The sequence below is a fragment of the Streptomyces sp. NBC_00287 genome, from assembly GCF_036173105.1.
Lineage (GTDB): Bacteria > Actinomycetota > Actinomycetes > Streptomycetales > Streptomycetaceae > Streptomyces.
The window spans coordinates 7,959,339-7,982,084 of record NZ_CP108053.1 but is presented as its reverse complement, the minus strand read 5'-3'; the positions used below and the strand labels follow the sequence as shown (position 1 = coordinate 7,982,084).

Genomic DNA, 22,746 nt, shown 5'->3' with positions numbered 1-22,746 from the left:
AAGAGTGCGGGGCGGCCGAAGGGGGGCGGGGCGGCCGGATTCGAACCGGCGTGTTCTGGTTTTGGAGACCGGTGCGCCTGCCTCTGCGCTACGACCCCGCCCTTGGGGCAGATCGTAATGCCATGGCCCGTTGTCAGTGGGCCCTGGTACCAATGATCCACGGGGGAAATCCAGTACGGGGGGCGGCACATGGCGTACGGGGAGCGGGGGCGGCGCGCCCCGGTGGTCGATCTCGCGGACCGCAGGGCGCTGGAGCGGTACCGCCCGGCGGATTCCGAGGTGATCGAGGAGGCGCGGCGGCTGAAGGAGGCCGCGCTGCTGGACTTCGGGCTCACCGAGTCGGCCGTGGCGTCGTGGCTGTATGCGAAGTGCCATCACCAGATCCCGACGACGGCGGTGGACACGGCCGCCGTGGTGGCCTCCGGGGACGGCTCCTGTCTGCTGCTGTACAACCCGGACTTCTTCGTCGGCCTTGGCCTGGACGGCGTGAAGTTCGTGCTCTTCCACGAGGCCCGGCATCTGGTCCACCGGCACCTGTTCGCCGACCCGGAGCTGCGCGCCGACCCGGTCTTCGAGCTGGCCTCCGAAGTGTCCATCAATCATGTGGCGCTGATCCGGCTCGGCAGACAGGAGCTGCCGGTGCTGGACGGCAGGCCGACGGGGGTGAACCCGCGCGAGGTGTACGAGCTGTACCGCGCGGATCTGACGGCGCACGGTCTGGAGCCGCTGGAGTACGAGGGGTTCGTGGCGACCGACATGCGGGTCTACGGCGAGCTGAAGCGCATGCACCGCCCGCCGGTACCCGAACGGCGGCTGTGCGTGCACCTGGTGGCGGACGCGGTCCCGGCCGACCAGGAGACCGTCGACCTGGTTGCCTCCTCCGCGCTGCTCAACTCCCTGCTGGCGGCGCGGCGGGGGCACGCGGGCGCGGAGGCGGAGCTGCTGGACCTGATGGGCCGCACCGAGGACGGCAACGCGCGTGCGGCCAAGCTCTGGGGAAACCTCGGCGCGGGCATCCTGCGCGGCGAGACCACGCGTACGCGTACCGTCGACTGGTGGCAGCGCTGGCTGGTCGACGTGCTCGCCTCGAAACTGCGCGAGGGGGAGCGGCTGGTGTACCCCAAGAAGCGCGGCGCGCTGCTGGCCGCGCTCGGCCAGGACCCGGTGCTCTCACGCCGCGGTCCGGTCCGGGACAAGGTCCTCGTCATCGCCTACGACACCTCGGGCTCGATGCCGAGCCGTGTGATCACCTGGCTCACGGAACTCGTCGGCCGGATAGACGGGGTTCAGGCGCACTGGCTGTCCTTCGACGCGGTGGTGATGCCCTTCGTCCCCGGTGAGCGGGTTTACGGCGGGGGCGGCACCAGCTTCCAGGTGGTCGCGGAGTACGTGGAGGGGCGTACGGAGGTGAACGGGCGCCGTTTCGAGGAGATACCGGACGCCGTCGTCATGCTCACCGACGGATACGCGCCGCCGATCACGCCCGCCGAGCCGGACAAATGGATCTGGCTGATCACCGAGGGCGGCGACGAATGGCCCGAGAGGCACACCCCCGCGATGGACTGCCATCGCGTCACCACAGGATCAGGGTAATGACCACGGAAGTGAAGCAGCCGACCCTTTCTCGCCTGGAGTCCTTCATCGACGCGATGATCGACATGGGGCAGACGGGGCAGATCTTCGGCGAGCACGGCATCGGCAAGACGGCGACGTTCTTCTCACACATCGCCCGGGCGCACCCGGACACAGCACTGGTGTACGTCCCTGCGGCGAACCTCACCCCGGACGATCTGCTCGTCAACGCGCCGGTGCGCGACGCGGGCACCGGTGAACTGGTGCTGCGCCAGCTGGTGATGAGCCAGCTGAAACCAGGCCGGCCCTTCGTGCTGCTCATCGACGACTCGCTCCAGGCGGGCGACACGATCCAGTCGCAGCTGATGCAGATCGCCTGCAACTGGACGCTGGGCGAGCACGATCTGCGCGCGCTCGGCTGCGTGGGTGTCTTCCTCACCGACAACGAGTCGCTGGCCGAGACCTCGGCGCGGCGCGGCGATCTCGCGCTGCTGGACCGCATGGTGACGATCCGGATCACGGCGAACGACACGTCCTGGCGGAAGCATCTGGCGGCCAAGTACCGCCCGTGGGATCTGCGTGAGGTCTTCTCCCTGTGGGCCTCGCTGTCACCGGCGCTGCGTGAGCGGCTGTCCCCGCGCACCCTCGACCATGTCCTGGCCAACGCGCGCGAGGGCTTCCCGCTGCGCTGGGGGCTGCCCCTGGTCGACGGCGAGCGGCTGCGCCTCGCGGAGCCCGGACCGGACGGAAAGCCCGGGCAGAACCGGACGGCCGAGATCCTGGACCGGATCGCCAAGTCGGTGGGCGTGCCCAATCCGTCCACGATCCCGGACCCGGTGCGCCAGGTGGTGCGGGCCGCGCTGCGCAACCGCTGGACGGTACTGCTCCAGGGGCCACCGGGGTGCGGAAAGACGGAGCTGGTACGGCAGACGCTGCGGGAGGGCCTCGGCCGGGAGGCGCTGTACTTCTCGCTGCCGGTGACCAATGTCGAGGATCTCTGCGCACCGATCCCCTCGGCCGACGGCACCCTGGACAATCTGCTGGCCGCGAAGTTCACCGGGCCCGAGCCCAAGGCGATCGTGTGGGACGAGTACAACCGGCCCAAGGACAAGGCCGCGTTCGCCAAACTGATGGAGGTCACCCAGGAGTGGTCGCTGGCGGGCCGGCCGATCGAGAACCTGCGCGCCCAGATAGCGGTCCAGAACCCGCCGTACCACCTGGGCCGCAAGCTGCTGGTCGCGCGGAACAACATCGCGCAGGCGACCCGGTTCACGGCCTCGCTCCAGGTGGAGCCGGAGGACATCCCGGCCAACGAGTGGCTGCTCGCGCGCTACGGCCAGGACGCCGAGACCGTGCTGGAGTGGTGGAAGCACGACATCGACGACGAGGGCCGGGCCTGGATCACCAAGCGCACCCTGGAGCGGCTGATCAAGCTGCACCGACGGGGACTGCCGCTGGAGATGGCGACGGTCTACCTCGGCGACGGCGAGTACGCGCCCGTCCCGCTCACGGCCCTGATCGACCGGCTGAAGGGCCGCCCGGTCACAGGCCTGCGCGAGCTCGCCCGCGACGCCGACGCGTGGGAGGCACGCCTGCGCCGCGCGGCGCAGGCCGGCGACGAAGGCGCGAACGACAGCGACGTGGTCCACCAGATCCTGGCCAACGCGGAGCTGTCCCAGCTGAAGAAGCATCGGACGGTGGTGACCCGCCTGGTCGCCCTGCTGCCGGCGAAGCTGCGGGCGACGTATCTGGTGGGGGCGTCGCAGCAGCAACAGCGGTTCTGGACGGAGGTGTTCATGGGGATGCGGCGGTGAGGTCAGCCGCCCTCCGGCGAGCCCTCGTCGCTCACCACTCCGCCTCCCGGTAGTCCTTCAGGAACACCCCGGACACCGGATCCCCCGCCTCGCCCCGCACGATCGGGTCGTACACGCGGGCCGCCCCGTCCACGATGTCCAGCGGTGTCCGGAAGCCCGCCCCGGCCATGCGGGCCTTCTTGGGTGCCGGGTTCTCGTCGGTGATCCAGCCGGTGTCGACGGCGCACATGTGGACGCCCTGGGCGGCGAGTTCGGCGGCGCTGGTGCGGGTGAGCATGTTGAGGGCGGCCTTGGCCATGTTGGTGTGCGGGTGGCCTGCCATCTTGTTGCGGACGGCGAACCGGCCCTCGACCGCGGTCACGTTGACGACATACCGGCGCGCGTGCGGGGAGGCGAGCAGCAGGGGCAGCAGCCGGTCGCAGAGCAGGGCCGGGGCGAGGGCGTTGACGAGCTGAGTCTCCAGAACCTCCGCCGGGTCGAGGGCGCCGAGCTGTGCCGACCAGGAGTTCTCCGGGGAGGGGTCGGGCAGCAGCCCCGCCTCGTCGGCCTCGCGCAGTGCGGCGGGCAGCGCGGCGGCGCCGCTCGACAGCATCCGCATCGGCGTGAAGCCGGGCGCCTGCCGGGCCCCCTCGGGCAGCGCGTCGTACTCCCCGGCGGCCAGCAGCGCGTACGACTCCGGGGGCCGCCGTACCGTCTGCGCGGCGTTGTTGACGAGGATGTCCAGCGGCTCGCCCTCGGCCCGCAGTTCCTCGCACAGGCCCAGCACCTGGCGCGGGTCGCGCAGATCGACGGCGAGGACGGTCAGCCGGTCGAGCCACTTCTCGCTGCCCGGCTCGGCCCGGAAGCGGCGCACGGTGTCGTGCGGGAAGCGGCTGGTCACCAGGAGTTCGGCGCCGTCCCGCAGCATCATCAGCGCGAGCTGGAAACCGATCTTCACCCGACCACCGGTGAGCAGCGCCCGGCGCCCGCTGAGGTCGGTGCTCAGGGCGCGGCGGGAGCGGTTGTCGGCGGCGCAGTCGGGACAGAGCCGGTGGTAGAAGGCATCGACCTGTCGATAGGGGGACTTGCAGACATAGCAACTGCGCGGTTTACGGAAGGCCCCCGAGACGCCCGGATCGGCCAGCGGCGCGTCCTCGCGCCGGTCCACGGCCCCGGTCGCCGTCGCCGCCATCGCCGCCGCGTCGGCCGCGGATGCCTCCGCGCCGCGGGTCTTACGGCGCCGCAGCCGCCCGTCCCGGGCGAAGGAGGCCGCCACCTGCTCGGCCCGCAGCCGTACCGGGTCGTCGACGGGCAGGGCCCGCAGCTTGCCGACCGTACGGTGGAAGGCAGCCAGCTCCTCCTCGTCGATGCCGTCGCCCATCCGTCCCCGCCTGTTCGTACTGTGCCGTGGGCCGGGCCGGATTCGAACCGGCGTTTCCTCCATGCCATAGAGGTGCGCCTGCCTCTGCGCTACCGACCCCCGCGCGTCCCGGACGACCGGATTCGAACCGGCGTATCCGCCTTGAGAGGGCGGCGAGTCTGCCTCTGCTCCACGTCCGGGCGCCCCCGGATCCTAACCGCACCGCGAACGGCCGGTAGCACCGATTTACGGGCGGCCCCCGCGGTGCAACGGTGCCCGCAGGGGGTGAACACCATGGCCCAGACCCATGAGTGGATGTTCTACGAGGTCATGTGGCGCGGCTGGACAGGGCGGGACCGGGTCCCGTATCCCGTGCCCTGGTGGGCGCAGCAGGCCTTCCGCCGCTGGAGCGACGACTTCGACTCCGGCACCTACGAATCCAAGGAGGCGGCCCTCGCCTCCAACGCCCTGTACCGCTACTGGCACATGGTCGGGGTGAAGGACCACCGTCAGGAATCCCTGATCGGACAGGCCGGCGAGATCGAGCCGGTCTACGACAAGTACTGTCTGTCGTTCTTCCTGCACGACCCGGCGACCGGCACCTTGCGCCTGCCCCAGCTCCCGGAGGGCGGGCGGGTGGAGCAGCGCATGGAGGCGCCGCATCTGCCGGTCGCGCTGACGACGTTCCGCACTCCGGAGGACGTCGAGTTCGTGCAGCGCACCTTCGCCGTCCCGGTCGGGCCCCGGCAACGGGACCTGGTCGTCACCCGGGTGACCGTGGGCAGTCCCACGGGGCAGCTCCGCGAAGGGCTGTTGTGCGCGGCGGTGCTGCCGGCCGGGCCGAGCGGCTTCCAGCGGCACGACCGCAACGGCCGTCACATCACCGACCGGCGGCTGACCTTCCTGCGCCATCTGCCGAACGAGCAGCGGGTGGAGACCAACACGGGCTGGGGCCCGGTCTTCGACACCGCTCCCGAGCAGTTCGGGGTGTACGGCAACCCGGACTTCACCTTGGACCCGGACGCGTATCTGACCCGCAGCCCGTTCCACGACCTGGTAGTGGGCGGCAAGCTGAACGGTGCGCTGGAGGCGCAGGACCAGGTGGCGGGCCTGTGCAGCGCGGTGTTCGCCTGGCCGTTCCGGGTGGCGGAGGACGAGGTCTTCGAGATCGCCGTACGGATCCCGGTGGACGGGTTCGACGGCCCGGGCGACCTGGCCGAGCTGCGGGGGACACCGACGGCCGAACTGGAGGCCACGAACGGGGAGTTCTGGTCGGCGAAGCTCCTCGAACAGGGGCTGCAACCGGAGTTGCCGCGCCCGGTCGCGCATCTGACGGACCTGTTCCGGCAGGCGCGCTCGCAGCTGCTGATCCTCTCCGACCACGGCGAGATCCACCCCGGCCCCACCGTCTACGACTCCTTCTGGATCCGCGACTCCTCCGTCGAGGCGACGGCATGCTCACTCGTCGGCGACGCGGCCCTGGCCGAACGGCAGTTGGGCACTCACTACCCGCTCAGGTTCAACCGCGGCACGGGACGCATCGGGCCGTGCGCCGAATACGGCTTCTACGGCGGTCCGCACGAGAAGGACGACCGCGAGTGGGACAGCAACGGCCAGGCCCTGTGGGCGATCGGCCGCTACGACCGCACCAGCGGCCCGCGCACGGCCTTCGGCGCCAAGCTGTACGTCCCCTACGTCCTCGACGCCGCCCGCTGGATCCGCGACAACCGCGACCCGTACGGCCTGCTGCACAGCGGCTGGAGCGCCGAGCACCTCGGCGAGCGCGACAAGCCGCACTACTGGGACGACCTGTGGGCGCTGGCCGGACTGTACGAGGCGGCGCGCCTTGCCGAGCGGATCGGGGCGCCCGAAGTCCCCGAACTCTGGGGCGCATTCGACGACGTCAAGCGGGCCACCGGTGACTCGGTCCGCTGGGTGCTGGGCGAGCAGCGCAGGCGCGGCGCCTGGGAGACGTACATCCCGACCGGGCCCGCGGATGTGGGACGGCTGGACTCGACGATGATCGGTGCGGCCGCCTACTTCCATCCGCTGCGCCTGCACATGGGCAGCAAGCTGGGCGACGACATCGACCTCGCGGCCCGCTTCACGCTGGACACGATGTACGCGCACTTCGTCACCGGCGGCTTCCGGCACGACGCGGCCTGGTACGCCTACGGGCCGTATCTGACCATGCAGTTGGCGCACGCCTACCTGCTCGCCGGGAATCCGGAGCGGATGGACGCGCTGCTCGGCTGGACGGTCGGCGCCGGCTTCCCGGAAGTGGCCGGTCGTTCGGCGGCGCTGGGCGCCTGGAACGAGCAGCATGCGTACCCGGTGGCGTCCGACTTCGCCGAAGTGCCGTACTCGCGCTGGTACATGGGAGACATCCCGCACGGCTGGGCGGCGGCCGAGTATCTGCTGCTGATCCGCGACATCCTCTTCTTCGAGGCCGACGAGGACCGCGACCGGCATCTGTACATCGCGCCAGGGGTACGGCCGCACTGGGTGCCCGGCGGCGAACGGGTCGGTGTGGACGCGGCGCCCACCCTCTTCGGGTCGCCCTTCGGGTACCGGCTCGGGCACGACCCGGCGGAGCGGACGGTGACGGTGGAGATCACCGAGGCGCCGGAGGGGGTGCGGTTCGTCTATCCGTGCGCGTTCGGTGAGGTGCGGTCCGTGCACGCGGACGGGCGGGAGCTGCCGGTCACGGGCCGGGACGTGCGGGTGCCGGCCGGGACGCGGCGATTCAGTCTGACGTACGCCTGAGGGCCAGGCGTTCCTTCTCCGACAGCCCGCCCCAGACGCCGAAACGCTCGTCGTTGTCCAGGGCGTACTCCAGGCAGGCGGAGCGGATCGGGCACAGGCCGCAGATCCGCTTCGCCTCCCGTACGGAGCTGCCCGGCTCGGGGAAGAAGAAGTCCGCCCCGGTCTGCGCGCACAACGCCTCCTGCTGCCAGGCGAGGTCGGGCATGGTGACTGTGTCGATGAACATGGCCCGAAGCGTGCCCGGCGGCGAAAAACGTTCGATCAACGCCGGATCAACGCGGCGCGGAAGCCCCCTGGAGTGACCGCACGATGATGGCCCCGCCGGTCGCGCGGACGCACGGCGGCGCGCGGTACGGCCGACGGGTTTCTCGGCGGTCTCAGCCCTCCTGCGGGGCGGCGCTCTTGATCACCGCGAAGCGTGCGCCATACGGGTCCTCCAGCTTGGCCATCCGGCCGACGCTCTCCACGTCGGTGGCGGCCATCCGGACCTTGCCGCCCAGCTCCTGCGCCTTGCTGACGGCGGCATCGGTGTCCCCGACCTCGAAGTAGGGCAGCCAGTACGGCTCGGTCTCGGTCCCCGGGGGGACGTCGGCCAGGGCGACCAGGCCGCCGAACATGGCGTCCTCGCCCTCGCCGGCAGGGTTGATGCAGGTGTACACACCGCCGGGGAAGGGCATCGCCGAGGTCTCCCAGCCGAACACGGCGTCGAAGAAGGCGGCCTCCCGGGCCATGTCCTGCGTGTACAGCTCCAGCCAGCACAGCGAGCCGGGGTCGCCCACGATCTCGAGGCCCTTGAGGGCGGCGGGCTGCCAGACGCCGAAGGACACGCCCGCGTGGTCGGCGAAGATGGCCAGCCGGCCCTGGCCCATCACGTCGTCGGGCGGCACGAGCACCCGGCCTCCGGCCTGCTCGACCGCCTTCGCGGTGGCGTCCGCGTCCCGGCTCTGGAAGTACACGTTCCACGCGGGCGGGCCCTGCTCGGGCGTGGTCTGCATGCCGGCGGCGGCGGTCTTCCCGTCGAGCTGGAAGAAGCCGTAGCCACCGGCCTCGGGCCCCGCCGACCGGAACTCCCAGCCGAACAGGGCGCGGTAGAAGGAGGCGGCGCCCTCGATGTCGGTGGTGCCGACATCGACCCAGTTGGGAGCGCCCTGAACAAAACGGGTGGTGAGCATGATGCCCTCCTCTGAGGGATCCCGTTGCCTGCTCTGCCGAGTCTTCCACCGCCCACTGACAATCGCCGTCGGAGCGCGTCCTAGGCTGTCCGGATGTTCTTCAGGGGGCGCGGGGCGCGGGAGCGGCAGCAGGGCCTGTCCGAACGGCTGGGTTCACCCGAGGAGGAGGTCCGGGCGGCCGCGGCCCAGGAGATCGCCGAGGAGCGCGACTGGGAGTGGGCGGTGCGGGAGCTGGCGCTGGCGCTCGACCGGGAGCCGACGCCGGAGACCTTCGACGCCATCGCGGGGCCGTTCGGTGACGTCCTGTACCGGGACCGGGACACGCGGCGGCGTGTCGAGCACATGTTCGCGTCGCGTGTCGACGACCCCGTCGGCCTGGTGCGGGACTGGACCGCGTTCCTGGCGGAGTACGGAGTCGGTGCGGCCATGGAGTCGGTCGACGACGATCTCGCCGACGAGGTGCGCGGGAGGCTCGAACGGCTGCGGGAGCAGGGCTGGCGCCCCCATGAGCTGGCGCGGATGCGGCCGGACGCCTTCGAGTACATGGTCGCCTTCGGCACGGCTGTCGAGGTGCTGCACGACGCGATCCGCCGCACGGCTCCCCTGTCCGCCGAGGAGGCCGAGCGCGCCCGAGCGCAGGCCCGGGACGCCCTCGAGCGGGCCCTCCCCCACCCGGCGGACAGCGACGAGCGCGGCGACATCCTGCTCGACCTCTGCGAACGCCCCGACCCCGAATCATGGACGGACCGTTCCCTGGCCACGCTGCGCATCGAGGAGGTCCTCGCCCTGTGCCGGAGCGCCGAACCGAACCGGGCTGCCCTGGGGCTCGAGGCGCTGGAGTACCTGCTCGTCTACGAGGACACCCTGAAGCGCGCCGCAGTCCGGGAGACCCTCGACCGGCTCTGCGCACAGGACCAGCCGCCCCACGCTCTCGCCAGGGTGCTGCGCTGCTATTCCCAGCTGCAGAACGAACGGGCGATTGCCGACCCCCCGGTCGACCTCTTCCTTACGTCTCTGAGCCATCCGGACGGCCGTGTGCGGGCCGCCGCCGCTTTCGGCCTTGACGCGAGCGGCGGACTGCCTCAGGAGGCGCGGGCCGTGGCCGCGCTGATCGACACCATGGACCACGATCCTGACATCGCCGTCGTGCGCTCCGCCGCGAACTCCCTCGCGCTGATCGTGTGCTCCGAGGAGGCCAACACCCTTGCGGCGTCGGCAGCACTGGCCCTCAAGGCCGACGCGGTGGACGCACGCGTGCGTGCGTCGAGCGTTGAAGGGGCGCTCTTCCGGAACGAGGCCGGAGGCTTCGCGCGTCTGACCGCGGAGCTCGAACGGCCCGATGTGGAGCCCGCGTTCGTCGAAGTCGCCCACTTCATCTGCGGCCTCCAAAACAGCGGCGCCACCGATGAGATCCGCGCGGAACTGACGCGACTCCTGGAGCGCCTCGGCCGGAACGAGTGGCCCGAGCTGCCCTGCGACGACGACCTCTACCCGGACCCCGAGGACCGCGCAGAGCTGCTGGAGAAGGCCCTGGAGACGCTCCGCACCCCCGCCTAGGCCGAGCCCCGCCGCACCAGCGTGGTCGGCAACACCACACTCGACGGCTCCCCCTCCAGCCCCCGCAACAGCAACCGAGCCATCAACCGCCCCATCTCCTCGATGTCCTGACGCACCGTCGTCAACGGCGGATCCGTCTGCTCCGCCACCGGCAACATGTCGTCGAACCCGATCACGGCAACGTCCTCCGGCACCCGCCGCCCACGCTCCCGCAACACCCGCAGGGCCCCGGACGCAGTCAGGTCGTTCGCGGCGAACACGGCATCCAAGTCCGGGCACCGGTCGAGGAGTTCGCGCATCGCCCGCTCGCCCCCACCCGGCGTGAAGTCCCCCTCGGCGATCCACCGCGGATCGGCGTCCCCCATGACATCCCGGTACCCGTCCAGCCGGTCCACCGCCGAAGTCTGATCAAGCGCACCGGTGATGTGCGCGACCCGACTCCGGCCGAGCCCCACGACATGGCGTACGGCCTCCCGCGCCCCACCCCGGTTGTCGCTGTCGACGTAGACCACATCGCTGCGGTCACCGTTCCACCCGGGCCGCCCCCCGAACACCGTCGGGATCCGGGCCTGTTGGATCAGCCCGGGCAGCGGGTCGTCGAGGTGCAGGGAGAAGACCAGGGCGCCGTCTACATGTCCGCCGGCGAGGTAGCGGGCGACCCGGGCATGATCGTCGCGGCCCTCGGTGAGCAGCAGGACGAGCTGGTTGTCGTGGGCGGTCAACTCCTTGCTGATGCCCCTCAGTTGCAGCGCGAAGAACGGGTCGGCGAAGACCCGGCTCTCCGGCTCGGCCACGACGACGGCCACCGCGTCATGCCGCCGGGTCACCAGACTGCGGGCCGCCTGATTGGGCACGTACCCGAGTTCCTCCACCGCCCGCCGCACCCGCTCGACGAGGGGTTCCCGGACCCCGTCCCCGCCGTTGACCACCCGGGACACGGTGGCCCGGGAGACACCGGCCCGTGCGGCCACGGCCTCCAGCGTGGGGCGCGGCGCGGTCATGTCGGGCTCCTCATCGGATCAGGATAGCCCGGGCGCCCCGCGCTGGTGAGAGCGCTCTCGCCGCACTGCGGCGACCCGCTCAGTGCACATGCTCGTGCGGCTCGTACCCCGGAATCGTCCCGTCCGTCTTCTTCACGAGGAACAGCCCCACCATCCCCATGTCGGAGTGGCTCTGCACATGGCAGTGGTACATCCACGCGCCCGCGCCGACCCCCTCCCCCGCGATCACCTGGAAGCCGAACGAGTCCGCCGGGCCCACGATCTTGTTGTCGATGACCTGACTGGGATCGTCGGGCCCGGTGAGCATGCCCGTGCGGTTGTCCGCCCAGCGGTGACCGTGCATATGGAAGGTGTGGTAGTACTCGCCGTGGGTGATCATCACAAACTCGACCCGATCACCCACGGTGGCCTCGAAGTTGGGCCCGGAGTGCGCCGGCTTGTTGTTGATCAGCATGTCGTTGAAGACGATCGTGTACGTCATGTCCGGCAGGACATCGCCCGCGCGCCGCACGATCACCGGGCCGTACAGGCCCTTCCTGATCCCGCCCGTTCCGTGTTCCGTGCCGACCACATGGTCGTGGTAGTGCCAGTACCCCGCGCTGCCCGCCCGCCAGGTGCCGTCCTTGCGGCGGCCGGGGGCATGGGTGCGCCAGGTGTAGGTGCGGGTGCCGCCGGGTTCGACGTCGCTCTTGTTCAACTTGGTGCCGTCGCTGGAGATTTCGTAGTCCAGGCCGTGCACATGGAGGCTCGCCGCCACGTCCATGGTGTTCTCGAACTCGATGTGCAGGGTGTCGCCCTCGTTGAGCTCGATCAGCGGGCCGGGGACGGTCGCCCTGCCCTTCTCGAAGCCGTAGCCCATCTGCCCGTCGGCGAGCTTCTCGGCGTACAGCTTGATGTGTCTGACCTCGCCTCCGGCGGCTGCCGCCCGCGCCGGTCGGTCGGCGCCGATCGCCTCCGGCGCCAGGGACAACGATGTCGTGAGGGCCGCTCCGCCCAGGAGTACCCGCCGGTTGAAGCCGCGTCTGTCCATGCCGAACTCCCCTGTTCCGGTACGGAGTTCGAGACAGTAGCGGGACTGGAGTGGTTTATCCACACTCAGGACAAAGTTCGTTCCATTACGGCCATAGGTATTGGCGAGTGATGCAAAGAGGTCTAGCTTCCATGGCGCTATTGCTGTGACCGAGGAGGTGCCCATGCACTTACGAGGGTTGAGCACAAGAAGACGCGGCTGGGCGGCGGCCGTAGCGGCCGGGGCCGTCGCCGCCGGACTGATGTCGGGCCCGCCCGCGAGTGCGCGTCCGGCCCCGGATCCGTCCCTGACAACGATGTCCATCAAGTCGCCACCGGGCGGCGCGAACGTACGGGTGCTGATCTTCTACGGCTCTGCCGCCGCAGGTGACGAGTCACCTCTGGTGAACGCGGGGATCGAGGCGATCGAGAAGATCGGTCTTTCGGGCCCGGTGAACCAGCGCTTCAAGGTCGAGGCGACCGACGACGCCTCGGTCTTCACCGACGAGGCCGAGCTGGGCCGTTACAACGCCATCGTGTTCCCGACCGGCGGCGGCGATGTCCTCGATCCCGAGCAGGAAGCGGGACTTGAGGCCTACATGGAAGCAGGCGGCGGTTTCGTCGGCCTGCACGACGCGGCGCGCGCGGAGCCGTACTCGGAGTGGTTCACCGGGCTGATCGGAGCCCGGCCGGCCGCTACCAGCCCAAGCACCGTGCAGCGGGCGACCGTTGAGGTCGGCGACCGCAAGCATCCGGCCTCCAAGGATCTGCCGGTGCAGTGGAAGCGTCCCGACCGATGGCTGAATTGGACCAAGAATCCCACCGGCGCCGTGCACACCGTCGCCCGCGTGCGCGAGTCGACCTATCAGCCCGGCGCCGGCGCCAACGGCTGGGACCACCCAGTGAGTTGGTGCCGGGACTACGACGGCGGCCGGTCCTTCTACACCGGCATGGGCGGCACGGTCTCCTCGTACGACGAGACGGACTTCCGCGCCCATCTGCGCGGCGCCCTGCTGTGGACGACCCGGCTGGTGCAGGCGGACTGCACGGCCACCATCACCGGGAACTACACGGCCAAGCGGCTCACCCAGCCCAACCAGCCGGGCCAGAACGACCAGATCGGCGAACCGCACGGCCTGGTCACCGCCCCCGACGGGCGCGTGCTCTACATCGGGCGCGGCGGCGCCGACTCCTCCCAGCCGGTGATCACCGACTGGAACAACCCGGACATCGGCAAGGGCAAGGGCGAGATCCACGTCTACGACCCGAAGACCGAGAAGGTCACCCTCGCGGGCGCCCTCACGGTCTTCGGCAACAAGGGCGGCGGCGACGAACTGGTCAAGGTCGAGGAGGGGTTGCTCGGTATCGAGCTCGACCCGCGCTTCCAGGAGAACGGGTGGGTGTATCTGCACTACACCCCGCACTCCCGGATCAACCGTGACACCCGGATGGCCGAGCGGCGCGTCTCCCGCTTCACGCTCGACCTCGCCACCAACAAGCTCGACCTGAGCAGCGAGAAGGTGCTGCTCAAATGGCCGGTGCAGATCCACAGTTGCTGCCATGCGGGCGGCGGGATGGCCTGGGACTCCAAGGGCAACCTGTACATCGCGACCGGCGACAACAACTCCAGCCGATTCAGCGACGGTTACTCGGGCAACAACCCGGAGCCCGACTACAAGGGCGTCTCCTTCGCCGATGCGCGCCGGACCGCCGGCAACACCAACAACCTCAACGGCAAGATCCTGCGCATCCATCCGGAGCCGGACGGGACGTACACCCTGCCGGAGGGGAACCTGTTCACCGGCCGGGAGCCCGACGAGGGCGGCGGCAAGACGCGCGGCGAGATCTATGTGATGGGGGTCAGGAACCCGGCCCGTATCTTCGTCGACAAGTCGACCGACATCCTCTACGCCGGCTGGGTCGGCCCGGACGCCGGCGCGCCCTCGACAACCTGGGGTCCGGCCAAGTACGACACCTTCGCCGTCATCACCAAGGCGGGCAACCGGGGTTGGCCGTACTGCATGGGCAACAAGCAGCCCTACCGGGACCGCAATCTGCCGGATCCGACCAAGCCGCTCGGCTGGTACGACTGCGATCACCCGAAGAACGAGTCGCCGAACAACGACGGCCTGGTCAACCTGCCGCCGGTGACCGGCAACAACATCTGGTACTCGCCCCAGGGCGGCGCCCCGGACTTCCCACGTGACGTGAACGGGATCCCGTCGTACAAGCAGGAGGAGTCCAAGTATCTGCTGCCGTGGCTCAAGGGCGGTGGCCAGGCAGCGATGAACGGACCCGTCTACCGCTACGACTCGGCGAGCACCAGCACCACCAAGTGGCCCGCGTACTGGGACGGCAAGTGGTTCGTCGGCGACTTCTACGACGCCGACCAGCCTCGCAACGCGGTCATCACCGACCCGAGGAACCACGGGGAGGGCGGACTCCCGGTGCACTCGGAGTCGTTGAAGAAGATCGTGCCCATCGGCAACGACGGCATCAAGAACCTCATGGACTGGAAGTTCGGTGCGGACGGCGCGCTCTACGTCCTCGACTACGGCCGCGGCTTCTTCACCTCGGACGCCAAGTCGGCGCTGTGGCGGGTCACTTACTCGGGCGGCGGGCCGACGCCGACCACCGACCAGCTGGCGAGAGGAGTGCAATGATGCGGCAACGAAGACTCTGGACCGCCCTGTTGGCCGCCGTACTGATCATGCTCGGGCTGCAGGCCGCGCCATCCACCGCGCGGACCGAGCAGACTGCCGCCGACCAGGTGCTCACCTGGACCGCGGGCGACGACATCACCAAGTACAACTCGGCGCCCACCACGGCGGTGGCGGGCACGGCGACGATCGTCTTCGAGAACAGCGCGGCGACCGGCAACACCACCGGCATGCCGCACACGCTGACGTTCGCCACCAACGACCCCGAGTTCAACAGCGATGTCCAGCTCAACATCCTCGCGACCCCGAGCGACGACCAGGGCGGCCGCCACACCGCCGAGGTCACGCTCACCCCGGGCCGCTACTTCTATTCGTGCACGATCCCGGGGCATGGCCAAATGCAGGGCATCCTGGTCGTCACCGAGGGCACCGGCGAGGACACGACCCCGCCCGAGACCTCCGCCCACGTCACCGGGACACAGAACTCCCAGGGCCAGTACGTCGGTTCGGCGAGCGTGATGATCCACGCCACGGATGAGGGCGGCTCCGGGGTGGACCGGATCGAGTACGCGATCGGCGACGCGGGCGCCTGGCAGCCGTACACCACACCGGTCGTGGTGGATCAGGTCGGCAGTCACAAGGTGCGCTACCGGGCCACGGACAAGGCGGGGAACGTCTCCGCCGAGAAGAGCGCCGAGTTCACGGTCGTCGCGCCGCCCACCGAGGACAAGACTCCGCCGGAGACCTCGGCGACGGTGAGCGGTGAGCGCAATCCCGACGGCACGTACATCGACATGGCCACGGTGACCGTCACCGCGTCCGACACCGGCTCGGGCGTCAACACCATCGAGTACGCGATCGGCGACTCCGGCGCCTGGCAGCCGTACACCAACCCGGTGATGGTGCATCAGGTGGGCACGCACACCGTCCGGTTCCGCGCCACCGACAAGGCGGGAAACGTGGCGGCGGAGAAGAGCGTGGAGTTCACGGTGGTCGCCGCGCCGCCGCAGGACACGACCCCGCCGGTGACGGGCGTGACCGTGGAGGGCACGCGCAACTCCGACGGCGCGTATGTGGCGAACGCCAAGGTCACGGTCAGCGCGACCGACGCGGGAGGGATCGCGACCATCGAGTACTCGCTCGACGGCGGGCCCTATCTCACGTACACCGCACCTGTGATCGTCGACCGCGCGGGCGCGCACACGCTCGCGTACCGGGCGACCGACAAGGCGGGCAACACCGCCGCGGCCCGGACGGTGAGCTTCACGGTCGTGCCGGGCGGGGTGCCGGCGCCGCCCTGCCCGGAGTACGACGAGCGGCTGACGGTGATCGTCGGCACGGTCGACTCCGGAGTGCCGAACCGGCTCACCAACAACCGTTGCCGGATCAATGAGTTGATCGAGGACGAGAAGGAGTGGACGTCCCACGCGCTGTTCCTCAAGCATGTGAAGACGGTCCTCGACCGGCTGCTGAAGGAAGGCGTCGTCGACCAGCGTGAGTACAACGCCATCACCAAGGCCGCCCGCCAGTCCGGCATCGGCAAACCGGGGCAGACCGAGGGCTACCGCACGATCTTCGACGGCAGCTCGGGCTCCTTCGCCAAGTGGCAGCATGTGGGTGGCGGTTCGTTCGGCCTCAACGCCGACGGGTCGATGACCAGCGACACCACGAAGGCCGGGCTCGGCATGCTGTGGTTCCCCGAGCGCAAGTACGGCGACTTCTCGCTGCGCCTGCAGTGGCGTGACGACGCTCCGGGCACCGGGAACGCCAACTCCGGTGTGTTCGTGCGGTTCCCCTGGGTCCACGACCACCCGGAGGAGGCCCGCCCCGAATGGGTCGCCATCAAGTACGGGCACGAGGTGCAGGTGCTCGACCGTCCCGACGGCGACATGTACAAGACGGGCTCGATCTACGGCTTCGACCGGGTCGGCCTGGCCGGCGCGGGCGTGACCGAGAAGGCAACCTGGAACGACTACGAGATCCGGGTGGTGGACCAGCACTACTCGGTCTACCGCAACGGCGTACTGATCAACGAGTTCGACAACCTCGGCGGCCAGGACTTCACCCCGCCCCGCTCGGACGACCCGGGCACGGACGGACGCCGGTTCGCCTCCGGCTACCTGGGGCTCCAGGTCCACGGCACGACGGACGTCGTGTCGTACCGGGACATCCGGATCAAGGAGCTGTGAGGACCGTCCCCGAGGGCACGTGATCGATTGTCAGTGGCGTGCGGCATGCTGTGATCAGTGGCGGTCGCACGCCACGGACGAACGGGGGCAAGACGCGTGTTCACGGGGATCGAGGACGTCGACTGGGCGTCCCTGCACCACGCCTACGGCGACGCTTCGGACGTGCCCGAGCTGCTGCGCGGCCTGGCATCCGACGACCCGGCCGGCCGGGAGATCGCCCTGGACGGCATGTACGGGGCAGTGCACCACCAGGGCGATGTCTACGACAGCACGGTCGCCTGCATACCGTTCCTCTTCGAACTCGCGACCACACCGGCGATCGCCGACCGGGACACGGTCGTCCACCTGCTGTGCAGCATCGCCGGTGAGCGGGAGCCCGACCCGGAGGAGATCGGCGGCCTCTTCGAGGACGAGGAGGAGGACGCCGCGTTCGTCCAGCCCTTCCTGGACGCCTGGGCCGCGGTCCGGGGACACGCGGACGTCTTCCTCGGCCTGCTCTCCGATCCGGACGCCGAGGTGCGCACGGCGGCCGCGGCGGCGTCGGCCCATGTGCACCCGGATCCGGCCCGGGTCCTCGGCGCACTGCGGGAGCGGCTGGTCGTCGAGCGGGATCCGCAGGCCATGGGCGCGCTCGTCCATGCGATCGGCAGGCTGGGCACCACGCACCGGGAGGCGCTGGGGGCCGAGGCCGGGGCGGTGTTGCGGGAGGTCGTCTCCGTCGCGTCGCATCCCGAGCAGCGCCTGGCGGGGCTGGTCCAACTGGCGCGCTGCGGACCCGCGTCGCTGCCCGAGGACCTGGTGGAGAGCGTCCTGGACATCATGCGGCTCGCTTACGAGCAGAAGGTGCCCGAAGAGCAGCGGCCTCGCACGGACACGATGGTGTCGTATCTGCGGGAGCTCGAGGCCACACAGCGCCGGAGCGTCGACGCCTCGACGGCCGGTGACCTTCTGGAAGCGCTGCACGGCGCGCTGGGCGATCGCACGGATCCGCGGTTCGAGCTGCTCGCCGGGCAGTTGCAGAGCCCGGACTGGGGACAGCGCATGGCCGCGGTCGACATGGCGGGCGCCCTGCTGACGGGCTGGCGGGCACCGAACGACCTGCCGGTCGCCCTCCTCGCCCACCAGTTGGCCGAGCACGAGCCCCGGCTCTCCCGGCGGGCCCTGACCGAGCTGTGCAACGTGGCTCCGATCGCCCACGCCGTCTCGGACGTCCTCGCGGTGTGTGTGCGGGAGTGGGACGACACCTGGACGCCGGGCGACTGGGAGGGCACTCTCTTCGGCAAGGCACTGGAGGCGCTGGCGCTTCAGGGCGACGAGCGGGCCGTACCCGCGCTGGCCGAGGTGCTGGCGCAGGAGGGCACCGTCCCGGAGTACCTGGGCACTTGGGTCGAGAGGATCGGCCCCGAGGCCGCGGCCCCGCTGGGGCCCGTGCTGCACCGCCGGCTCACCGCAGCGCCGTCCGACCGCCGCACCCCCTCCCAGGAGCGGCTGGTCGACGCGCTCGGCGTGCTCGCCCACGCCGAGTCCCTGCCGCTCCTCGTCGAGTTGGCCGAGCCGGGCGGCGGGCGCATGTGGATGTGGCATCTGCTGCGTGCCCTCGCCCGGTACGGACCGGCGGCGGCCGAAGCCGCCCCGCGGCTGCGGGAGTTGGCCGCGGAGACCTCCATGCCGATCGAAATCCGACTGAACGCGGCAGGGACACTGATGGCGCTGACCGGCGAGGCCGACCGCATCCTGCCCCTGGTCCGGGACGGCCTGGAAGCAGACCATTGGCCGGCGCTGTCCGCCGCCCTGAAAGCCACGGCTTCACTGGGCCCTGCCGGTGCGCCGCTGGCTCCGCGGCTGCGGGAGCTGCTCGCGGGACACGACGCGCACACGGACATACTCGTGGCGCTGTGGAAGACCACGCGGGACGTGGACGGACTGCTGCCGATACTGCTCGACAAGTGGACGACCCTCCCGAGATCCCGACCGGCCATTACTACCTGCCTGATCGACATGGGTCCCGCAGCCGCACCGGCCCTTCCCCTGATGCGCGCGGAGCTGTCCTCGCCACGCCGCCACAACAACGACCGCCGTGACGACGACAGTTCCGGCCTGAAGATCCGTTACGACGTCGCCGCGGACGAGGGGTTGCTGAAGGACTGCCGTCGGCTGGTGACAGCACTGGAGGCCTGATCCCAGGACCTCACGTCCCGCCCGGCTCCTTCTTCGCCCGGCTCGGCTGGACCCGCGTGGGCTCCCCCGGCATCTTCGGATACTCCGGCGGGTACGGCAGATCGCCGAGCCCGTGGTCGTGCTCGTCGCGGCGCGCGAGCTCCAGCAACACGTCCAGCGAGTAGCGCTGGTCGTCCATGTCCGCGTGTACATCGCCGAGTTCGGCGAAGCGCACCGGCATGGTCGCCAGGTCGAAGTCGCGGGGGTGGGCGATGCCGACCTCGTCCCAGCGCAGGGGTGCGGAGACGGGGGCGTGCGGGCGGGGGCGTACGGAGTAGGCGGAGGCGATGGTGCGGTCGCGGGCGGTCTGGTTGTAGTCGATGAAGATGCGCTCGCCCCGCTCCTCCTTCCACCACTTGATGGTCACCTGCTCCGGCATCCGGCGCTCCATCTCCCGCCCGACGGCGATCGCGGCGCGGCGGACCTGGGTGAACGTCCAGCGCGGTTCGATCGGCACGAAGACATGCAGTCCGCGTCCGCCGGAGGTCTTGGGAAAGCCCTTCAGGCCACCGAACTCGTCGAGAACGGCTCTGAGTTCGTGGGCTGCACGGACCGCGTCGTCATAGTCGGTGCCGGGCTGCGGATCGAGGTCGATGCGGAGTTCGTCGGGACTGTCGACGTCGTCGCGGCGCACCGGCCAGGGGTGGAAGGTGAGCGTGCCGTACTGGGCGGCCCACAGCACGGCCGCCTCCTCGGTAGGGCACATCTCGTCGGCGCTGCGGCCACTGGGGAAGGTGATGTGGGCGGTCGGAATCCAGTCGGGCATGTTCTTCGGCGCCCGCTTCTGGAAGAAGTTCTCGCCGTTGACCCCGTCCGGATAGCGCTCCAAGGTGGTGGGCCGATTCCGCAGGGCACGCAGGATGCCGGGGCCGACGGCCTGGTAGTACCGGGCGAGATCCAGCTTGGTGAAACCACGCTCAGGAAAGAAGACCTTGCCCGGACTGGACAGCCGCACCGTACGCCCGCCCGCCTCCAACTCCACCGCTTCACCCATGCGAGCCACGGTAGGCGCCCCTCCTGCACCTCGCACACCGGGCAGAGCCCTGCGTCTACGCGCAGAATCGGATGCATGGACCTCCCGGTGATGCCCCCCGTGAAGCCGATGCTCGCCAAGTCGGTGGCGAAGATTCCGGTGGGGATGCAGTACGAGGCGAAGTGGGACGGGTTTCGGGCGATTGTGTTCCGGGATGGCGACGAGGTGGAGCTGGGGAGTCGTACCACCAAGCCGTTGACCAGGTATTTTCCCGAGCTGGTGGTGGCGCTCAAGGAGCGGGTGCCCGAGCGGTGTGTGCTGGACGGGGAGATCGTGATCGCTCGGGAGGGGCGGCTGGACTTCGATGCGCTCACCGAGCGGATCCATCCGGCGGCCTCCCGGGTGCGGACGCTCGCCGAGCGGACCCCGGCGTCCTTCGTCGTCTTCGATCTGCTCGCCCTGGCCGACGAGTCGCTGCTGGACGTGCCGCTGAGCGACCGGCGGGAGCTGCTGACCAGGGCGCTGGCCGGGGCGACGCCGCCCGTGCATGTGGCGCCCGCGACGACCGATGTCGAGGTCGCCGAGCAGTGGTTCCAGGAGTTCGAGGGGGCCGGGCTCGACGGGGTGATCGCCAAGCCGCTCGCCTCCCGGTATCTGCAGGACCAGCGGGCCATGTTCAAGATCAAGCACGAGCGGACGGCCGATGTGGTCGTGGCCGGGTACCGGCTGCACAAGAGCGGGCCCGTCGTCGGCTCGCTGCTGCTCGGGCTCTACGACGACCGGGGCGCCCTCCAGCATGTCGGGGTGTCCGCCGCCTTCTCCATGAAGGTGCGCGCCGAGCTGGTCGAGGAGCTGGAGCCGCTGCGCATGGACGAGGTCACGGGACATCCCTGGGCGGCCTGGGCCGAGGAGGCGGCGCACGAGACGGCCCGGCTGCCGGGGGCGCCGAGCCGCTGGTCGGGCAAGAAGGACCTGTCCTGGGTGCCGCTGAGACCGGAGCGGGTGTGCGAGGTGGCCTACGACCACATGGAGAACGGGCAACGGTTCCGGCACACCGCCCGGTTCCGCCGCTGGCGCCCGGACCGGACCCCGGAGAGCTGTACCTACGCCCAGCTGGAGGAGCCGGTCCGGTACGACCTGGACGAGATCCTCGGCGCCTGATCAGGAAGCGGCTGATCAGGAAGCGGCTGATCAGGAAGCGGCAGGATGCGGCTGATCGGGATCAGGGCCGCATCAGCACCTTGACCGCGCCTTCCTGCTTGCGCTGGAACATCTCGTACGCGTGCGGCGCATCGGTCAGCGGGACGCGGTGGGTGGCGAAGTCGTCGACGCCGAGCGGGTCCTCGTCCGTCAGGTACGGCATGATCTCGTCGGCCCAGCGGCGTACGTTCGCCTGCCCCATGCGGATCTGGAGCTGCTTGTCGAACATCGTCAGCAGCGGCAGCGGGTCGGTCGTACCGCCGTACACGCCGACCAGCGACAGCGTGCCGCCGCGGCGGACCAGGTCGATGGCGGTGTGCAGGGCGGCGAGCCGGTCGATGCTGAACCGTTCGGCGAGCCGGCCGCTGAGCGCCCGCGGGAGCAGGCCGGTTGCCTGCTGGGCGAGGCGGGCGGCCGCGCTGCCGTGGGCCTCGGTGCCGACCGCGTCGATCACGGCGTCGGGTCCGCGGCCGTCGGTGCGGTCGCGGATCGCGGTGATCAGTTCCTTCTCGCTGTCGAATTCCCTCAGGTCGAACGTCTCCACACCCCGTTCCCGCACCCGGTGCAGCCGCTCGGTGACCAGGTCCACGCCGAACACGCTCCCGGCGCCGCGCACCTGGGCGATCCGGCAGGCCATGTCGCCGATCGGCCCGAGTCCGAGCACGGCGACACTGCCGCCCTCGGGGACTCCGGCGTAGGCGACCGCCTGCCATGCGGTGGGCAGCACATCGGAGAGGTAGACGAAGCGGTCGTCGGGCGGGCCCTCGGGCACCTTGATCGGGCCGTACTGCGCCTGCGGGACCCGCAGATACTCGGCCTGGCCGCCCGGCACCGCGCCGTACAGCCGGGTGTAGCCGAAGAGGGCGGCCCCCATGCCCTCGCCGGTGCACTGGGTGGTCTCGCACTGGGTGGGCAGTCCGTTCAGGCACATCCAGCAGTCGCCGCAGGCGATCTGGAACGGCACCACGACCCGGTCGCCCGCCATGAGGTCCATGACGCCCGCGCCGACCTCCTCGACGATGCCCATCGGTTCATGTCCGAGGATGTCGCCCGGCGTCATGAACGGGGTGAGCACCTCGTAGAGATGCAGGTCGGAGCCGCACAGCCCGCTGGAGGTGATGCGGACGACGGCGTCCGTGGGCTCCTGGATGGTCGGATCGGGCACGTTCTCCACGCGGACGTCCCGCTTGCCCTGCCATGTCACAGCCTTCACGCCACCGGCTCCCTCCATCAGATCCGCGCCCCGGGTACCCGGGGCCACTGCCGTGAACCGTGCCG

15 protein-coding genes and 3 tRNA genes are annotated in these 22,746 nt (G+C 70.3%); 8 read left to right on the top strand and 10 right to left on the bottom strand.

The genetic code is table 11. The features are described from left to right. Nucleotides 1-24: 24 nt before the first annotated feature. Nucleotides 25-100, bottom strand: a tRNA-Trp gene (locus OHT76_RS36160). Between the two features lie 89 nt (nucleotides 101-189). Between OHT76_RS36160 and OHT76_RS36155 the strand changes: the two genes are divergently transcribed. Together OHT76_RS36155 and OHT76_RS36150 are read left to right on the top strand one after the other, a co-directional pair. After that, a complete protein-coding gene (locus tag OHT76_RS36155; protein ID WP_328875075.1) occupies nucleotides 190-1,593 on the top strand; it encodes a DUF2201 family putative metallopeptidase in 1,404 nt (467 codons plus the stop codon). Next, the gene (locus OHT76_RS36150) at nucleotides 1,593-3,386 is read left to right on the top strand and encodes an AAA family ATPase (protein WP_328875074.1); all 1,794 of its coding nucleotides are present in this window, start codon (nucleotides 1,593-1,595) and stop codon (nucleotides 3,384-3,386) included. The genes OHT76_RS36155 and OHT76_RS36150 overlap by 1 nt, the downstream gene beginning before the upstream one ends. A gap of 31 nt (nucleotides 3,387-3,417) precedes the next feature. Here OHT76_RS36150 and OHT76_RS36145 read toward each other — a convergent pair whose 3' ends face one another. The 3 genes from OHT76_RS36145 to OHT76_RS36135 form a co-directional block, all read right to left on the bottom strand. Further along, nucleotides 3,418-4,746, bottom strand: a complete 1,329-nt coding sequence (locus OHT76_RS36145) for an SDR family oxidoreductase (protein ID WP_328875073.1) — start codon at nucleotides 4,744-4,746, stop codon at nucleotides 3,418-3,420. A gap of 27 nt (nucleotides 4,747-4,773) precedes the next feature. Beyond that, nucleotides 4,774-4,845: transfer RNA gene (locus tag OHT76_RS36140), tRNA-Ala, on the bottom strand. A gap of 8 nt (nucleotides 4,846-4,853) precedes the next feature. Continuing rightward, nucleotides 4,854-4,925, bottom strand: a tRNA-Glu gene (locus OHT76_RS36135). 94 nt (nucleotides 4,926-5,019) lie between these two features. Between OHT76_RS36135 and OHT76_RS36130 the strand changes: the two genes are divergently transcribed. Continuing rightward, a complete protein-coding gene (locus OHT76_RS36130) occupies nucleotides 5,020-7,491 on the top strand; it encodes a hypothetical protein (RefSeq protein WP_328875072.1) in 2,472 nt (823 codons plus the stop codon). Here the strand turns inward: OHT76_RS36130 and OHT76_RS36125 are convergent. After that, nucleotides 7,472-7,717 (bottom strand): WhiB family transcriptional regulator, encoded by a 246-nt coding sequence (locus tag OHT76_RS36125; protein WP_328875071.1) that lies wholly within the window; start codon nucleotides 7,715-7,717, stop codon nucleotides 7,472-7,474. The genes OHT76_RS36130 and OHT76_RS36125 overlap by 20 nt on opposite strands. A 151-nt stretch (nucleotides 7,718-7,868) precedes the next feature. Further along, the gene (locus OHT76_RS36120) at nucleotides 7,869-8,663 is read right to left on the bottom strand and encodes a VOC family protein (RefSeq protein WP_328875070.1); all 795 of its coding nucleotides are present in this window, start codon (nucleotides 8,661-8,663) and stop codon (nucleotides 7,869-7,871) included. Nucleotides 8,664-8,756: 93 nt separating this feature from the next. On the opposite strand from OHT76_RS36120, the gene OHT76_RS36115 reads away from it, so the two are divergent. Then, a complete protein-coding gene (locus OHT76_RS36115) occupies nucleotides 8,757-10,220 on the top strand; it encodes a hypothetical protein (RefSeq protein ID WP_328875069.1) in 1,464 nt (487 codons plus the stop codon). Here the strand turns inward: OHT76_RS36115 and OHT76_RS36110 are convergent. After that, nucleotides 10,217-11,221 (bottom strand): LacI family DNA-binding transcriptional regulator, encoded by a 1,005-nt coding sequence (locus OHT76_RS36110; protein WP_328875068.1) that lies wholly within the window; start codon nucleotides 11,219-11,221, stop codon nucleotides 10,217-10,219. The genes OHT76_RS36115 and OHT76_RS36110 overlap by 4 nt on opposite strands. Before the next feature lie 79 nt (nucleotides 11,222-11,300). Then, a complete protein-coding gene (locus OHT76_RS36105) occupies nucleotides 11,301-12,251 on the bottom strand; it encodes a multicopper oxidase domain-containing protein (protein ID WP_328875067.1) in 951 nt (316 codons plus the stop codon). A 163-nt stretch (nucleotides 12,252-12,414) separates the two neighbouring features. On the opposite strand from OHT76_RS36105, the gene OHT76_RS36100 reads away from it, so the two are divergent. The 3 genes from OHT76_RS36100 (at nucleotide 12,415) to OHT76_RS36090 (ending at nucleotide 19,256) form a co-directional block, all read left to right on the top strand. Further along, a complete protein-coding gene (locus OHT76_RS36100) occupies nucleotides 12,415-14,892 on the top strand; it encodes a ThuA domain-containing protein (protein WP_328875066.1) in 2,478 nt (825 codons plus the stop codon). Then, the gene (locus OHT76_RS36095) at nucleotides 14,889-17,078 is read left to right on the top strand and encodes an OmpL47-type beta-barrel domain-containing protein (RefSeq protein ID WP_328875065.1); all 2,190 of its coding nucleotides are present in this window, start codon (nucleotides 14,889-14,891) and stop codon (nucleotides 17,076-17,078) included. Before OHT76_RS36100 ends, OHT76_RS36095 begins: the two co-directional genes overlap by 4 nt. A gap of 96 nt (nucleotides 17,079-17,174) precedes the next feature. Beyond that, nucleotides 17,175-19,256 carry a HEAT repeat domain-containing protein gene (locus OHT76_RS36090; protein WP_328875064.1) on the top strand — a complete coding sequence of 694 codons (2,082 nt, stop codon included), beginning with the start codon at nucleotides 17,175-17,177 and terminating at the stop codon, nucleotides 19,254-19,256. Nucleotides 19,257-19,266: 10 nt separating this feature from the next. On the opposite strand, the gene ligD is transcribed toward OHT76_RS36090, so the two are convergent. Next, entirely contained in the window at nucleotides 19,267-20,289 is a 1,023-nt protein-coding gene (ligD, locus tag OHT76_RS36085) for a non-homologous end-joining DNA ligase (protein ID WP_328875063.1), read from the bottom strand. Nucleotides 20,290-20,364: 75 nt separating this feature from the next. On the opposite strand from ligD, the gene OHT76_RS36080 reads away from it, so the two are divergent. Beyond that, entirely contained in the window at nucleotides 20,365-21,429 is a 1,065-nt protein-coding gene (locus tag OHT76_RS36080; protein WP_328875062.1) for an ATP-dependent DNA ligase, read from the top strand. Between the two features lie 61 nt (nucleotides 21,430-21,490). On the opposite strand, the gene OHT76_RS36075 is transcribed toward OHT76_RS36080, so the two are convergent. Beyond that, a complete protein-coding gene (locus OHT76_RS36075; protein ID WP_328875061.1) occupies nucleotides 21,491-22,681 on the bottom strand; it encodes a zinc-dependent alcohol dehydrogenase in 1,191 nt (396 codons plus the stop codon). Between the last annotated feature and the right edge of the window lie 65 nt (nucleotides 22,682-22,746).

Coding starts and splice junctions, on each gene's coding strand:
- OHT76_RS36115 (WP_328875069.1), top strand. CDS start 8,757: ATGTTCTTCAGGGGGCGCGGGGCGCGGGAGCGGCAGCAGGGCCTGTCC.
- OHT76_RS36145 (WP_328875073.1), bottom strand. CDS start 4,746: ATGGGCGACGGCATCGACGAGGAGGAGCTGGCTGCCTTCCACCGTACG.
- OHT76_RS36110 (WP_328875068.1), bottom strand. CDS start 11,221: ATGACCGCGCCGCGCCCCACGCTGGAGGCCGTGGCCGCACGGGCCGGT.
- OHT76_RS36150 (WP_328875074.1), top strand. CDS start 1,593: ATGACCACGGAAGTGAAGCAGCCGACCCTTTCTCGCCTGGAGTCCTTC.
- OHT76_RS36095 (WP_328875065.1), top strand. CDS start 14,889: ATGATGCGGCAACGAAGACTCTGGACCGCCCTGTTGGCCGCCGTACTG.
- OHT76_RS36125 (WP_328875071.1), bottom strand. CDS start 7,717: ATGTTCATCGACACAGTCACCATGCCCGACCTCGCCTGGCAGCAGGAG.
- OHT76_RS36105 (WP_328875067.1), bottom strand. CDS start 12,251: ATGGACAGACGCGGCTTCAACCGGCGGGTACTCCTGGGCGGAGCGGCC.
- OHT76_RS36155 (WP_328875075.1), top strand. CDS start 190: ATGGCGTACGGGGAGCGGGGGCGGCGCGCCCCGGTGGTCGATCTCGCG.
- OHT76_RS36080 (WP_328875062.1), top strand. CDS start 20,365: ATGGACCTCCCGGTGATGCCCCCCGTGAAGCCGATGCTCGCCAAGTCG.
- OHT76_RS36100 (WP_328875066.1), top strand. CDS start 12,415: ATGCACTTACGAGGGTTGAGCACAAGAAGACGCGGCTGGGCGGCGGCC.
- ligD (WP_328875063.1), bottom strand. CDS start 20,289: ATGGGTGAAGCGGTGGAGTTGGAGGCGGGCGGGCGTACGGTGCGGCTG.
- OHT76_RS36130 (WP_328875072.1), top strand. CDS start 5,020: ATGGCCCAGACCCATGAGTGGATGTTCTACGAGGTCATGTGGCGCGGC.
- OHT76_RS36120 (WP_328875070.1), bottom strand. CDS start 8,663: ATGCTCACCACCCGTTTTGTTCAGGGCGCTCCCAACTGGGTCGATGTC.